At 60.5% G+C, this 12,092-nt stretch carries 12 protein-coding genes and 1 pseudogene; 7 read left to right on the top strand and 6 right to left on the bottom strand.

Going from position 1 to position 12,092, the window contains the following annotated elements:
* From A7D21_RS32660 to A7D21_RS32645, 4 genes are all read left to right on the top strand, one after another.
* The coding region (locus A7D21_RS32660) for a phosphate/phosphite/phosphonate ABC transporter substrate-binding protein (RefSeq protein ID WP_069553721.1) at nucleotides 1-672 on the top strand (672 nt) is incomplete at its 5' end.
* A 108-nt stretch (nucleotides 673-780) separates the two neighbouring features.
* On the top strand, nucleotides 781-1,290 hold the full coding sequence (locus tag A7D21_RS32655) for a sigma-70 family RNA polymerase sigma factor (protein ID WP_053257680.1): 510 nt from the start codon (nucleotides 781-783) through the stop codon (nucleotides 1,288-1,290).
* A gap of 61 nt (nucleotides 1,291-1,351) precedes the next feature.
* Nucleotides 1,352-2,365 carry an ABC transporter substrate-binding protein gene (locus A7D21_RS32650; protein WP_053257679.1) on the top strand — a complete coding sequence of 338 codons (1,014 nt, stop codon included), beginning with the start codon at nucleotides 1,352-1,354 and terminating at the stop codon, nucleotides 2,363-2,365.
* Nucleotides 2,365-3,291: an aliphatic sulfonate ABC transporter substrate-binding protein gene (locus A7D21_RS32645; RefSeq protein ID WP_053257678.1), complete on the top strand. Its 927-nt coding sequence runs from the start codon at nucleotides 2,365-2,367 to the stop codon at nucleotides 3,289-3,291. The genes A7D21_RS32650 and A7D21_RS32645 overlap by 1 nt, the downstream gene beginning before the upstream one ends.
* A 1,108-nt stretch (nucleotides 3,292-4,399) precedes the next feature.
* Here the strand turns inward: A7D21_RS32645 and gstA are convergent.
* A complete protein-coding gene (gstA, locus tag A7D21_RS32640) occupies nucleotides 4,400-4,999 on the bottom strand; it encodes a glutathione transferase GstA (RefSeq protein WP_069553720.1) in 600 nt (199 codons plus the stop codon).
* A 107-nt stretch (nucleotides 5,000-5,106) separates the two neighbouring features.
* Here gstA and A7D21_RS32635 point away from each other — a divergent pair, with 107 nt between their 5' ends.
* The 3 genes and pseudogenes from A7D21_RS32635 (at nucleotide 5,107) to A7D21_RS36770 (ending at nucleotide 7,463) form a co-directional block, all read left to right on the top strand.
* Nucleotides 5,107-5,976 (top strand): LysR family transcriptional regulator, encoded by an 870-nt coding sequence (locus A7D21_RS32635; protein ID WP_053257676.1) that lies wholly within the window; start codon nucleotides 5,107-5,109, stop codon nucleotides 5,974-5,976.
* Nucleotides 5,977-6,098: 122 nt separating this feature from the next.
* A pseudogene (locus tag A7D21_RS36775) lies at nucleotides 6,099-6,920 on the top strand (PAS domain-containing protein); the annotation flags it as partial.
* Nucleotides 6,894-7,463, top strand: a complete 570-nt coding sequence (locus A7D21_RS36770) for a methyl-accepting chemotaxis protein (protein ID WP_371859251.1) — start codon at nucleotides 6,894-6,896, stop codon at nucleotides 7,461-7,463. The pseudogene A7D21_RS36775 and the gene A7D21_RS36770, both read left to right, overlap by 27 nt.
* Before the next feature lie 134 nt (nucleotides 7,464-7,597).
* On the opposite strand, the gene A7D21_RS32625 is transcribed toward A7D21_RS36770, so the two are convergent.
* From A7D21_RS32625 to A7D21_RS32605, 5 genes are all read right to left on the bottom strand, one after another.
* Entirely contained in the window at nucleotides 7,598-8,107 is a 510-nt protein-coding gene (locus A7D21_RS32625; protein WP_069553719.1) for a hypothetical protein, read from the bottom strand.
* 135 nt (nucleotides 8,108-8,242) lie between these two features.
* Nucleotides 8,243-9,658 carry an MFS transporter gene (locus A7D21_RS32620; protein ID WP_053257674.1) on the bottom strand — a complete coding sequence of 472 codons (1,416 nt, stop codon included), beginning with the start codon at nucleotides 9,656-9,658 and terminating at the stop codon, nucleotides 8,243-8,245.
* A gap of 140 nt (nucleotides 9,659-9,798) precedes the next feature.
* A complete protein-coding gene (locus A7D21_RS32615; RefSeq protein ID WP_053257673.1) occupies nucleotides 9,799-10,536 on the bottom strand; it encodes an NAD(P)-dependent oxidoreductase in 738 nt (245 codons plus the stop codon).
* A gap of 14 nt (nucleotides 10,537-10,550) precedes the next feature.
* Nucleotides 10,551-11,183 carry a glutathione S-transferase family protein gene (locus A7D21_RS32610; protein WP_069553718.1) on the bottom strand — a complete coding sequence of 211 codons (633 nt, stop codon included), beginning with the start codon at nucleotides 11,181-11,183 and terminating at the stop codon, nucleotides 10,551-10,553.
* 190 nt (nucleotides 11,184-11,373) lie between these two features.
* Nucleotides 11,374-11,613, bottom strand: coding sequence for a DUF6124 family protein (locus A7D21_RS32605; protein ID WP_069553717.1), 240 nt, complete (start codon nucleotides 11,611-11,613; stop codon nucleotides 11,374-11,376).
* Nucleotides 11,614-12,092 lie beyond the last annotated feature (479 nt).

Below are 12,092 nucleotides of genomic sequence, written 5' to 3'. Positions count from 1 at the left end.
CACCTTGACCTGCCCAGCCTGTGGCGGGCCCCCGAGCTGCTCGTCACGCAAACGTGCGGCTACCCACTGATGACTCAACTGCGCGGCCAGGTGCGTGTGATCGGTCGCCCGCACTATGCGCTGGCTCACAGCAGCAATGGCGAGCATTGCAGCCTGCTGCTGACCCGCAACGACAACCCGCGCACCCAGCTGGCCGACTTCTACAACAGCCGCGGCGTGCTCAACGGCCACGACTCTAACAGCGGCATGAACCTGCTGCGCGAACGCCTGGCGCCGTTGCAACGCGACGGCCATTTCTTCGCCAGCGTCGGCCTCAGCGGCGCTCACCGCGAAAGCCTGCGTTGGCTGCGCGAAGACCGCGCTGATCTTGCCGCCATCGACAGCGTCACCTACGACTACCTCGCCCGTTTCGCGCCGCAGGAAGTTGCCGGGCTGCGCATTGTCACCCACAGCGCGCCGAGCCCGACCTTGCCCTACATCGGGCCGTTGAGCCTGAGCGATCAGCAGGTCACGCGGATTCGTGAGGCGATGAACCTGGCGTTGCAGGAGTTACCCGACGTGGTCGAAACGCTGGGGATCCAGGCAGTCCTGCCGGCCAGTGAAGATCACTATCAGGTGCTGCTGGACTACCAGCAACGGGCCGCCAGCATCGGCTATTCAAAGCTTCAATAAGGTTATATAAAAATACCTTTTAAATATTATTAAAGAATAAGCAGCCTTGCTAGGATCGCTCCACCGGAACGCCGGACATAACGTGCAACCTACTTAGATGGAGCCACTATGTCCGGCGCCGACATTTCTCACAGCGATTACGTGGGCGGATTGTTCCGCAGTCATTACGACTGGCTGTGCAGCCGTTTGCAGCGTCACCTCGACTCCCGTGCTCACGCCGAAGACATCGCCGCTGACACCTTCACCCAGCTGCTGAGCGCGCCGGGCGTGCTGCCGATTCGACAGCCGCGCGCCTTGCTCACCACCATCGCCCAGCGCCTGATGTACCAAGTGTGGCGGCGCCGCGACCTGGAGCGCGCCTACCTCGACGCCCTGGCTAACGACGAAACGAGCACCGTGCCGTCGCCCGAAGACCTCGCGCAAAGACTCCAGGCCCTGCAAGCCGTTGACCAGTTGCTCGACGGCTTGCCGGCCAAGGTCAAGGCGACCTTCCTGCTGTCGCAACTCAATGGCCTGACCTACCCCGAGATCACCGCCGAACTGGGGATTTCCCAGCGCTCGGTCAGCGACTACATGGCCCGTGCGCTCAACCGTTGCCTGCGGCTGGGCCGGGAATGAACCGCCGCATTGATCGTACCCACGTTGAATATGTGTAAATCGAACCGCCAAGAGGCTACTCATGAGAACACTAAAAAACCTGCTCGGTGGCTCGCTACTGGCGCTCGCTGTGCTGACCTCGCCGACCCAGGCCGCCGAAGCGGTCAAACCGATCCACTTCGGCGACATCACTTGGGAAAGCGGCAGCCTGATCACCGAAGTGCTGCGCCTGATCGTCGAGAAAGGCTACGGCTTGCCCACCGACACGCTGCCCGGCAGCACCGTGAGCCTGGAAGCCGCGCTGGCCAAGGACGATATTCAGGTGATCGGCGAAGAGTGGGCCGGGCGCAGTCCGGCGTGGGTCAAGGCTGAAGCCGAAGGCAAAGTCTTCGGCCTGGGCGACACGGTCAAAGGCGCCACGGAAGGTTGGTGGGTGCCTGAATATGTGATCAAAGGTGATGCAGAACGCGGCATCAAACCCCTGGCGCCGGACCTCAAATCTGTGGCCGACCTGGCGCGCTACAAGGACGTGTTCCGCGACCCCGAAGACCCAAGCAAAGGCCGTTTCCTCAACAGCCCCACCGGCTGGACCTCGGAAATCGTCAACAGCCAGAAGCTCAAGGCCTATGGCCTGACCGACACCTTCGTTAACTTCCGCACCGGCTCCGGTGCGGCGCTGGATGCCGAAGTGGCCTCGTCGATCCGCCGTGGCAAACCGGTGTTGTTCTACTACTGGTCGCCGACCCCGCTGCTGGGGCGTTTCAAGTTGATCAAGCTGGAAGAGCCGGCGTTCAACGCCGACGCCTGGAAAACCTTGGCCGACGCCAACAACCCGCACCCCATCGGCACCCGCTCGATGCCCGCGCACCTGGCGATTGGCGTGTCGGCGCCGTTCAAGGCGCAGTACCCGCAACTGGTCAGGTTCTTTGAAAAAGTCGACCTGCCGATCGACTTGCTCAACGGCATCCTCGCGCAGATGAGCGAGAAGCGTGAACAACCGCGCCAAGTTGCGCTGGCGTTCCTCAAAGAGCAGCCGCAAGTCTGGCAACAATGGGTGCCCGCGGATGTCGCGGCCAAGGTCAAGGGAGCGCTCTGATGCTGAAAGTCCTCGCTGCGGTCGTTCTCTCGCTGGTTGCCGGTCACGTGTTGGCAGCCGAACCCTCCACGTTGCGCATCGGCTACCAGAAAAGCTCGGTCAGCATGGTGCTGGCCCGTGAGCACACGTTGTTCGAAGAAGCGCTGCCCGGCACCCAGGTGCAGTGGATCGAATTCCTCGGCGGCCCGCCGCTGATCGAAGCGCTGAATGGCGGCAGCCTGGACATCGGCAATATCGGCGACATCCCGCCGATCTTCGCCCAGGCCGCCGGCATTGATTTGCAGTACTTTGCCGTCGAGCCGAACGACGGCAAGACCGAAGCGGTGCTGGTGCCTAAAACCAGCCCGATTCAAAGCGTGGCCGAACTCAAGGGCAAGCGGGTGGCACTGCTCAAAGGTTCCAGCGCCCACAACCTGTTCCTCAAAAGCCTGCTGCGCGCCGGCTTGCAATGGAAGGATGTGAACGTGGTGTACCTGTCACCCTCAGACGGGCGTGCCGCGTTTGAGCAAGGCAAGGTCGACGCGTGGGTGGTGTGGGACCCGTACTACTCGGCCGCGGTAGTGGACGGTTCCGCCCGCGTATTGGGCGACGGCCAAGGCCTCAATCCGGCCGGCAGTTTCTTCGTGGTCAGCCGCCCGTTTGCCCAGCAACACCCGCAGGCCGTCGGGGCGATTATCAACACCCTGGCCAAGGCGCAGCGCCTGTCCCTGGACCAGCCCGAGCAAAGCATCGCGTTGATGGCCAAGACCCTGGGCCTGCCACCGGCCGTGGTCAAAAGCTACTTCGAGCACCGCTCGCCCGCACCGATCCGCTCACTGCAAGCCATCGACATCGCGAACCAGCAGCGCACCGCCGACCTGTTCTTCGCCAACGGCCTGATCCCGAAAAAAGTCGATGTGCAGCAGATTGTGCTCAAGGCCCCATAGCGTCTTGATCGACGCTAGCGGTATGAAACGCTTTCTCTAAAACCAAGCCGTTCAACTGTAGGAGCGGGCTTGCTCGCGAATGCGGTGTATCAGTCGAAACATTCGGTGGCTGACACTCCGCTTTCGCGAGCAAGCCCGCTCCCACCTGTCTATTTGCATTTCAGATCATAGATTCTCGGCAACCAACGCAGCAGCCTCGACGCTAGCGGTGTGAAACGCTTTCTCTAAAACAACGCCGTTCAACTGTGGGAGCGGGCTTGCTCGCGATAGCGGTGTATCAGTCGAAACATTCGTTGGCTGACACTCCGCCTTCGCGAGCAAGCCCGCTCCCACCTGTTTATTTGCATTTCAGATCATAGATTCTCGGCAACCAACGCAGCAGCCTCAAAGCTAGCGGTATGAAACGCTTTCTCTAAAACAACGCCGTTCAACTGTAGGAGCGGGCTTGCTCGCGAATGCGGTGTATCAGTCGAAACATTCGGTGGCTGACACTCCGCTTTCGCGAGCAAGCCCGCTCCCACCTGTCTATTTGCATTTCAGATCATAGATTCTCGGCAACCAACGCAGCAGCCTCAAAGCTAGCGGTATGAAACGCTTTCTCTAAAACAACGCCGTTCAACTGTGGGAGCGGGCTTGCTCGCGAATGCGGTGTATCAGTCGAAACATTCGGTGGCTGACACTCCGCTTTCGCGAGCAAGCCCGCTCCCACCTGTTTATTTGCATTTCAGATCATGGATTCTCGGCAGCCAACGCAGCAGCCTCGACGCTAGAGGTGTGAAACGCTTTCTCTAAAACAACGCCGTTCAACTGTGGGAGCGGGCTTGCTCGCGATAGCGGTGTATCAGTCGAAACATTCGTTGGCTGACACTCCGCCTTCGCGAGCAAGCCCGCTCCCACCTGTTTATTTGCATTTCAGATCATGGATTCTCGGCAGCCAACGCAGCAGCCTCGACGCTAGCGGTATGAAACGCTTTCTCTAAAACAAAGCCGTTCAACTGTGGGAGCGGGCTTGCTCGCGAATGCGGTGTATCAGTCGAAACATTCGGTGGCTGATACTCCGCTTTCGCGAGCAAGCCCGCTCCCACATTTTTAATTGCATTTCAGGCCATCAGGCTTCGGCGGCCAGGGCCGCGATAACTGTTTGCCGCTCGCCAATTCGCTGCTGAAACGCCGCCAACGCCGGCCACTGTTGCAGGTCAATAGCGTGCAACCCCGCCCAGCGCAGCACCACGAACAAATACGCGTCCGCCACCGAATACTGCGACCCCAACAGGTAGTCCTGGCGCTCCAGCGTTTGCACCAGAATCGCAAAACGCTTGTGCACCTTGGCCACGAACATCGCCCGCAGGTCGCCCTGAATCGCGTCGTTAAAGAAAATCGCCAGCCCGCCATGAACCTCGCTGGCGATAAAGTTCAGCCACTCCTGCAAGCGCACGCGTTCCCAGCTGCCATTGGCCGGGGCCAGGTGCGCGGCGGGTTTCAGGTCGGCCAGGTACTGCAGGATCGCACTGGCTTCTGTCAGCACTTCGCCATTGTCCAGTTGCAGCGCCGCCACATAGCCCTTGGGGTTGATCTGCAGGAAATCGTCGCCGTCGGCCGTGGTTTTGGCCTGGTTATCGACCCGCACCAGCTCGAACGGCAACGCCAATTCGCGCAACACGATATGCGGGGCGAGAGAACAGGCATTGGGGGAAAAGTACAGTTTCATGCAGGGTGGCTCCTGATCGGGTGTGGTTGATTTGCGCCAGTCTCGCCGGCGTGGCACCTTGCGTAAAATTAAACCTTCAGACGCCACCCATAAGGACAGCTACTGCCATGATGAACCTGATGCACTGGCGTTTGCTGGTGGCGGTGGCCGACCACGGCAGCATCACGGCCGCCGCCGAAAGGGTCGGCATGACCCAGTCCGCTGCCAGCCAAGCCATGGCCTCCATGGAGGCAGCCTTGGGTGCGCAACTGTTCACACGTGAACCGCGCAAGACCCTGCCTACCGCCCTGGGAGGCCGGGTGATCGAGCACGCGCGGGTGATGATGGGTGCATTGCAGGCCATTCGCACCACCGTGGATGAGTCTCGACCATTGCTGAGTGGGAGCCTTCGCATTGCCAGTTTTCCGATGGTGCTGGCGACCTTTCTGACGCCGTTGCTGCAACGTTTTCGTCAGTTGCACCCAGGTATCGAGATCACCACCCTGGATGTCACCGACAGCGAAGTGCACGCCTTGCTCGATGCCGAGCTGATCGACCTGGGCGTGGTGCTCAACCCCGAGCCTGCGCGCAACGCCACGGTGTTGGGGCGTGACTTTTGGATGGCGGTGCTGCCGACCCACCATCCCATCGCGCAGCGCCCGGCCGATGCCACGGTGTCGCTTGAGGCATTGCTCCAGCAACCCTTCGTGCTGGCTACCGGTGGCTGCACCGCCAATGCCCGCAGCCTGGGCGCATTGGCGGGGCTGACCCTGCGCGATATCCGCGTGGAAGTGCGCGAATGGAGCAGTGCCTACAGCCTGGTGCGCGAAGGCGTCGGCGTCACGCTGGTGCCTCAGATGGCGTTGCCACCCCAGCTCAATGGCCTGCGTGTGATGCCGTTGAGCGTCCCATTGCACCGCGAATTTGCCTTGGTCGGTTCACCCACCCGTTCACCCTCGATGGCCGTCAGTGCGTTGTTAAAAATGCTGGCTGATTAGTGGCCTTGCATAGCGCCACGCCCTGTCTATGCTGATCCAAGACCGTTGATGACGTTTGGCATATACAGCGTTTCGGATGGTTATTTGCCCATGAAGGTTAGCCAGCACTGTCCAACACATGAATGGAATGCGCCTTTCAGGCGCCGGGAATCAAGGGTGATCTGATCATGTTCAACCGCCATCACAAATCCGACCTGCAAGAAATCCAACGTTTTTCCTGTGCGCTCACCGAAGCCAACGCCAAGCTCGCCGCCATCAGCCGTTCCATGGCGATGATCGAATTCGACCGCAACGGCGTGATCCTCGACGCCAATGAGAACTTCTGCAAAACCATGGGCTACAACGTCGAGGAGATTCGCGGCCAACATCACCGCATCTTTTGCGAAGAGGCCTACACCCACACCGAGCCCTACGCCAAGTTGTGGCGCGACCTGGCGCGGGGCGAAGCCCTGAGCGGCACCTTTATGCGCCTGAATAAGCACGGCGAGGAGGTGTGGCTCGAAGCCAGCTACATGCCGGTGCTGGGCAGCGACAATCAGGTGCAGAGCGTGATCAAAGTCGCCGCGGACATTTCCGCACGGGTTCACCATGAACACGAGAACCAGAGCCTGATCGACGCCATCAGCCGCTCCATGGCGGTGATCGAATTTACCCCTCAAGGCCAGATCATCAATGCCAACGATAACTTCCTGCGTGCGGTGCAGTATTCGCGCGAAGAAATCATCGGCCAGCACCACAGCCTGTTCTGCCAGCGCAGTGAAGTGGACTCCCCGGCTTACAAGGCTTTTTGGGCCTCGCTCAACCGTGGCGAATATCACTCCCATCGTTTTGAGCGGAAAAACAAATACGGCAAAACCCTGTTTCTGGAAGCCTCTTACAACCCGATCTTCGACGCCAACGGGCGCCTGTATAAAGTGGTGAAGTTCGCCAGCGACATCACCGATCAGGTCACCACCCTGCGCACCGCCGCCGATTCGGCCCACGCCACCTCGGTGCAAAACGATGCCTGCGCACGCAAGGGCTCGGAGGTGGTGCAGCAAACCGTGCAGATCATCGAAGCGATTTCCAGCGACCTGAATCAGGCAGCCCAAAGCATCGACGCGGTCAACAAACAGTCAGACATCATCGGCGCCATCGTGCAGACCATCCGTGGCATTGCCGAACAAACCAATATGCTCGCGCTCAACGCGGCGATTGAGGCGGCGCGGGCGGGCGAACATGGGCGTGGATTTGCGGTGGTGGCCGACGAAGTGCGCGGCCTCGCAGCGCGCACCAGCCAGGCAACCGTGGAGATTGTCGATGTGGTGCGCAAAAACCACGACCTGTCGCTGAGCGCAGTGTCGAGCATGCAGTCGAGCCTGAGCCGCACCGGGCTGGGGGTGGAACTGGCGAATGAGGCGGGGCAGGTGATCCTGGAGATTCAGGAAGGGTCACGGCATGTGGTGGATGCGATCAGTCAGTTCAACTCGACCCTGCAATTGCAGTAGATACGTTACCGCCGTGCTAACCCAACCTCTGTGGGCGCTGGCGTGCCTGCGATCGCATCAACTCGGTGTACCTGATACACCCGGGTTTCTGCATCTCGGGCCAGCCAGCGCCCACCTGTGATCAGCGGTGTCTGTTAAATCGCCGCCAGGGTTTCTTTAACCGCCTGCGCCGGGTCAGTGGCTTTCGCCGCTACTTGCTGATCTTGCTGCTGCTTCACGCGATCAGCCACTTGCTTGGCAATCGCGTCCTGTTTTTCCTGCGGCATTGCCTGCACTTGTGCTTCGGTCAAACCCTGCTCCTTGAGCAATTGCTCACGGATGCGTTCCGCCGGGGATTTGCTCATGTAGTCGGTGAAATCCGCACGCGCGGTGCTGGTGGTCGAGCCCGCTGCCGGTATGTCGGTTGCCGCCGTAGGTGCTGCCGTCGTGGCTTGCAACTGCACACGGGTCTTGGCGAAGGCTTCGTCGATTCGGTCGTTGGCCTTGTTCAGGTCCTGCTGCGCGGCCGGCACGGTGACGCTTTGCTGAGCCGCTTGCACGGCACCGCTGTACAGCGTGCTGGCAGCGGCGTTGGCGGGGTCCATGTCGGTGCGCTTGAGCTTTTCGACGGTCGACACGGCTTGGGCGTTATTGTTAACCAGCATGATCGGTCACCTGCGTAAATGTGTTCGGTGCGACAGCTGGAGCAAATAGCATGCCGAGTGCCAAATCCGCGCTTTTACGGGGGCTGGCGCGGCCGTCGCGGCAAGCGTTGTCCTGCCGGCGGCCAAGCGTTGCCGTCAGTGGGCGATATTCTCCAGCGCCAGGTTACGCGTACGCGGCCCGAACCAACTGATGGTGATCATCACGATCAACATGCTGCTGGCAATAAACGCCAAGACGCCCGGCGTGCCCAGATGCTCAAGAATGAACCCGATCAACAGGCTGCTGAACACCGTCGACAAGCGGCTGAACGAATAGCAGAACCCCACCGCCCGTGCGCGGATATTGGTCGGGAACAATTCGCTCTGGTAGGAGTGGTAACTGAAGCTCAGCCAGGCATTGCAGAATGTGATCATCACCCCGCAGATCACCAGCCCCACCGCGGTGGTTTGCAGGGCGAACAGGCTGCCGAAGACCATCGCGCCCATCGCCGAACCGACGATTTGCCATTTGTTTTCAAAACGATTGGCCACCTTCACAAACAGCAGCGGTCCCAGCGGGTAGGCGAGGGTGATGATAAAGGCGTACATCAAACTATGGGTCACGCTCACGCCCTGACCCGACAACAACGCCGGCAACCAATTGCCGAAGCCGAAAAAGCCGATGGCCTGGAACACATGGAACACGATCAGCATCAGTGCCCGGCGGCGGTAGGGCGGTTGCCAGATATCCGCAAAACGCCCGCTGCCGTGCACGCTGACCGCTTCGGGTACGGGCTCATCCAGCGGTTTGCCGTGATCGCGTTGGCAGCGTGCTTCGAGGCTGTCCATGATCTGCCCGGCTTCGTCAAAGCGGCCCTTTTGCGCCAGCCAACGGGGTGATTCCGGCAGGCGCTTGCGCAGTTGCCAGATAAATAACGCAAACACGGCACTGCTCAGCACCACCCAGCGCCAGCCGGACACCCCGAACGGCGCCTGGGGCACCAGCCACCACGACATCAACGCCACCGCCGGCACCGACAGAAACTGAATGAAAAACGCGAACGCAAACGCCGAGCTGCGCATGCGCTTGGGCACCAGTTCCGAGAGGTAAGCGTCGATGGTCACCAGCTCGATGCCCAGGCCGATGCCCACCAGAAAACGCATGCAGATGATGCCCAGCGCGGAGGTTTGAATACCCATCAGCACGGTCGCCACGGTGTACCCGATCAGCGCGAAGGTAAAAATCGCCCGGCGCCCGAAGCGGTCGGCGATGGGGCTGAGCAGGCTGGCGCCAAGGAACAGGCCCAGAAAGGTCGCCGAGGCAAACGCCGCCTGGTCGGAGAAGCCAAACACACCTTCGCTGCCGGTGTGGAAAATCCCGTCGCTGATCAAGCCGGGGCTGATGTAGGCGGTCTGGAACAGGTCATACAGCTCGAAAAAGCCGCCGATTGACAGCAAGGCCACCAGGCGCCAAAGAGTGGCGACGGCGGGTAGGCGGTCGATGCGCGCGCTGATGTGGGCGGCACGGATCGGGTCGATGCCGTCCGTGGCTGAGGCGGTGAGTGTCGACATGGGCAGATTCCAGGGGCAGTGAGCTGGAATCTTAGCGGGCTAACGGAAATCGGCGCTTGTGAAGTTGCGTGCGGCAGGCCAAACATTCGCCGATTTATTGCGCCCGGGTGTCAGCTTTCACGCTTTTATGGCGCAGAGGCTCAATAGGTGATGGGGATCTTGAAGGTCTCAAAGGCGTCATCCAGCGGTTGATAGCCCAGCACCCGCGTGGTCTCGCTCAAGTCCAGGCGCTTGAAGCGGTTATTGGAAATACCGTGGGCGATCAGGTGCTTCACCCCTTCAGCGTCCACCGAGCGTTGCAGCAGTTGCACGGCATCACGCGGGCTGAGCCAGGCGCTGAGGTCGCGGGCATTATTGAGCTCGTGGGTTTCGGTGAACTCAAAGGCGCCGATGCGCAGCGCAATCGTGGAGAGCGGAGTTTTCGCCGCGTAATAGCCGCACAGTGCCTCGCCGTAGCATTTGCTCACGCCGTAGAGGTTGGCGGGCATCACCGGCATGCCTGGGGTGATTTGGCGGTCCACCGGGTAGCCTTCGATGGTCTGCGCGCTGCTGGCGAATACCAGGCGCTTGACGCCCGCCGCCACGGCCGCTTCGAACAGGTAGGTGGTGGCGAGGATATTGTTCGGCAGCAACGCGTCGAACGACGCGCTGGCGTGGGGGATGCCCGACAGGTGCACGATCACGTCGATGCCATCCAGCAGGGCCGCGAGGCGGGTTTTATCGCTGAGGTCGGCGTGCACGAAGCGGTGTTCACCGACATCGAAATCCGGTGCGAGGCGGTCGGTGAGGGTGAAGCGGTAGCGCTCCTTCGAGGCTTCGAAAAAGGTCTTGCCGATTCTTCCGCAGGCGCCGGTCAGCAGTACGTTGAGTCCGTTCACGGTGAGTCCTTGTGTCAGTTGTGGCCGTCGAGGGCAAAGGTCTTGAAGCCTTGGCGCCCGCTGAGGCGCTGGTAGTACGCTGCAATCGCGGGGTAGGGCGGGCGTTCCATGGGCGTGCTCTGCCAGCGGTGCACCGAGAGGCCGATGAGGATATCGGCGAGGGTAAATTCATCCCCGACGACATAAGCACCGGTGTTGGCCAACTGCTGTTCCAGCAGGCCCATCTTGTCGTTCCACACCTGCACGGCGGCGGCAATCTGCGTGGCGTCCAGGCCGTCCGGGTTGTTGCGCACCAGCGCGGTGAAGGCATCGCCCCAGGCGCGGTTGAGTTCGGTGGCTTGCCAGTCCACCCATTGCTCGACCCGCGCGCGTGGCGCGGGTTCGGCGGGCAGCAGGTCTGTGCGTTGGTAAAGGCCGATGAGGTAGCGGCAGATGGTGTTGGACTCCCACAACACGCCGTGGTCGTCGATCAGCACCGGCACTTGGGCGTTGGGGTTCAGGGCGAGGAATTCGGCGGACTGGGTGGGCTTGAAGCCAATGCCCCAGTCTTCGCGCACGTAGTCGATGCCCAGTTCCTGGCAGGTCCAGAGCACTTTACGCACGTTGATGGAGGACGTGCGGCCGAGAATTTTCAGTGAGTGTGCCATGGTGCTTCCCTGACGATGGTGAATGGCCAATCTAGCAGGGGGCGTAGATGACAGCGAGGGTCTTAAGTGGGCACGGTCAAAATGTGGGAGCTGGGTTGCTCGCGAATGCGGTGGGTCAGTTAGCCTATTTGTAGCTGATACAACGCGTTCGCGAGCAAGCCCGCTCCCACATTTTTGACCGAGCAGGGCTTTAGGTTCGCGGTGTGTGCTGGTCCATGGCTGTGCCGACCATCAAGACGGATAGCTCGCTCAGTTGGTGAATGGCGAGGGCGAGATCGCGGTGTTTGCCGGTGAGGTCGTCGGACAGGTCGAGCAACAAGGTGCTGACGGAGCACACGGTTTCGTAGCTGTTGATCAACAGGGTTTCGGTTGGGGTGTCAGGCGTAATGGTGAAAAGAGTGATTGGCGGTTTTTCAGTTTCTTTGATCATTTAAGCGTCCTGGAATAGGCCGCCGCCGTATCGCTACTAAACGAAGGGTGGCAGCTGTACGCAGGTTAGTAGACCGGTGGACACTCAAAGCCGGCGCACCCGAAGGTGCCCTACGCACAGCCGCCATCAAACTCAGATGAGGCTCATGCACTAAGAGTGTCCAACAGTCGGGCTACTAAACCCGATCACCGAGAAATTCAGTGACCGGCGAACCTTAGAACTCCAGACCCAAGCGCACAAGCCGGCGGATTCTGACGTAAGCGTAGGCAGCCGGGCAAGGCGCTTACTGCATTGTCAGCCGCGTCCTACAGGCCTCCTACAGCTCAAGCGGGCACGGTAAAAATGTGGGAGCTGGGTTGGCTGTGATAGCCATAGGTCTCTACGCAACGCTTTGTGTCGCTTTAGGCCTGTGAGGGGGTTAGGTAGATTGAGTACATATCCGTTGCTGCGGTAACGGCTGCTTAGGGTTCCGCCCTTAC

Origin of the sequence: Pseudomonas sp. AP19 (assembly GCF_001728855.1) — a bacterium.
Taxonomy (GTDB): Bacteria; Pseudomonadota; Gammaproteobacteria; order Pseudomonadales; family Pseudomonadaceae; genus Aquipseudomonas; species Aquipseudomonas fluorescens.
This window is presented reverse-complemented; position numbering and strand designations above follow the sequence as displayed.